The sequence below is a fragment of the Arthrobacter sp. Y81 genome (assembly GCF_002929335.1).
GTDB lineage: Bacteria > Actinomycetota > Actinomycetes > Actinomycetales > Micrococcaceae > Arthrobacter.
The window spans coordinates 3,578-5,720 of the sequence record NZ_PJIL01000041.1 but is presented as its reverse complement, the minus strand read 5'-3'; the positions used below and the strand labels follow the sequence as shown (position 1 = coordinate 5,720).

1 rRNA gene is annotated in these 2,143 nt (G+C 55.4%); it reads left to right on the top strand.

Annotation, left to right across the window (positions count from 1 at the left end):
• Window positions 1–193 precede the first annotated feature (193 nt).
• A 16S ribosomal RNA gene (locus CXQ91_RS24020) occupies window positions 194–1,717 on the top strand.
• Window positions 1,718–2,143 lie beyond the last annotated feature (426 nt).

The following is a 2,143-nucleotide window of genomic DNA, read 5'->3' as shown; positions in this document are numbered from 1 at the left end:
TGTGTCTGTTGTTTGAGAACTCAATAGTGTGCCAAGTTTGTTGATACCAATTTATTTATATGGATTGGTTGGATTTGACTGGATTGTGCCACCCCGTGGTGTGATCTGGTTGTTTTTCAGCTGGTTTCAAATTTTGTGCAGCCTGGTTCCGCGTTTTCCCGTGGTGCTTGGTTGTGTCTGTTTTTGTTTTACTTCAACGGAGAGTTTGATCCTGGCTCAGGATGAACGCTGGCGGCGTGCTTAACACATGCAAGTCGAACGATGAACCTCACTTGTGGGGGGATTAGTGGCGAACGGGTGAGTAACACGTGAGTAACCTGCCCTTAACTCTGGGATAAGCCTGGGAAACTGGGTCTAATACCGGATATGACTCCTCATCGCATGGTGGGGGGTGGAAAGCTTTTTGTGGTTTTGGATGGACTCGCGGCCTATCAGCTTGTTGGTGAGGTAATGGCTCACCAAGGCGACGACGGGTAGCCGGCCTGAGAGGGTGACCGGCCACACTGGGACTGAGACACGGCCCAGACTCCTACGGGAGGCAGCAGTGGGGAATATTGCACAATGGGCGCAAGCCTGATGCAGCGACGCCGCGTGAGGGATGACGGCCTTCGGGTTGTAAACCTCTTTCAGTAGGGAAGAAGCGAAAGTGACGGTACCTGCAGAAGAAGCGCCGGCTAACTACGTGCCAGCAGCCGCGGTAATACGTAGGGCGCAAGCGTTATCCGGAATTATTGGGCGTAAAGAGCTCGTAGGCGGTTTGTCGCGTCTGCCGTGAAAGTCCGGGGCTCAACTCCGGATCTGCGGTGGGTACGGGCAGACTAGAGTGATGTAGGGGAGACTGGAATTCCTGGTGTAGCGGTGAAATGCGCAGATATCAGGAGGAACACCGATGGCGAAGGCAGGTCTCTGGGCATTAACTGACGCTGAGGAGCGAAAGCATGGGGAGCGAACAGGATTAGATACCCTGGTAGTCCATGCCGTAAACGTTGGGCACTAGGTGTGGGGGACATTCCACGTTTTCCGCGCCGTAGCTAACGCATTAAGTGCCCCGCCTGGGGAGTACGGCCGCAAGGCTAAAACTCAAAGGAATTGACGGGGGCCCGCACAAGCGGCGGAGCATGCGGATTAATTCGATGCAACGCGAAGAACCTTACCAAGGCTTGACATGGGCCGGACCGGGCTGGAAACAGTCCTTCCCCTTTGGGGCCGGTTCACAGGTGGTGCATGGTTGTCGTCAGCTCGTGTCGTGAGATGTTGGGTTAAGTCCCGCAACGAGCGCAACCCTCGTTCCATGTTGCCAGCGCGTAATGGCGGGGACTCATGGGAGACTGCCGGGGTCAACTCGGAGGAAGGTGGGGACGACGTCAAATCATCATGCCCCTTATGTCTTGGGCTTCACGCATGCTACAATGGCCGGTACAAAGGGTTGCGATACTGTGAGGTGGAGCTAATCCCAAAAAGCCGGTCTCAGTTCGGATTGGGGTCTGCAACTCGACCCCATGAAGTCGGAGTCGCTAGTAATCGCAGATCAGCAACGCTGCGGTGAATACGTTCCCGGGCCTTGTACACACCGCCCGTCAAGTCACGAAAGTTGGTAACACCCGAAGCCGGTGGCCTAACCCCTTGTGGGAGGGAGCTGTCGAAGGTGGGACTGGCGATTGGGACTAAGTCGTAACAAGGTAGCCGTACCGGAAGGTGCGGCTGGATCACCTCCTTTCTAAGGAGCACCTACAGTGACCTTGCCTCATGTATGTGAGTGTGGAGGCTCTGTCAGGAGTAACGCCCGTTGCGCAGACGATTGTTCTGCGGCGGGTGCTCACGGGTGGAATATCAGCAAATAGGTGCCTGGCGGCACGAGCCGGCAGCAAGTACGGATGGGTTCCCTTCGGGGTCCTGTCCTGGAACGCAGCCGGTCCGGGTTCGCTGGGTAGTGTTTGGCACACTGTTGGGTCCTGAGGCAACAGGACCGGGGTTACCCCTGGTACTTGTTTGTTTCTGGTTTCCTGGCTGCACCGATTGCACGGTTGATCCCTTTGGGGGTTGTGTGTGGGGTGTGTGGTACGGGGTTGTTGTTTGAGAACTACATAGTGGACGCGAGCATCTTTTATAAGAAGCAATTTCCAAGAATATGAACCTGGATCTG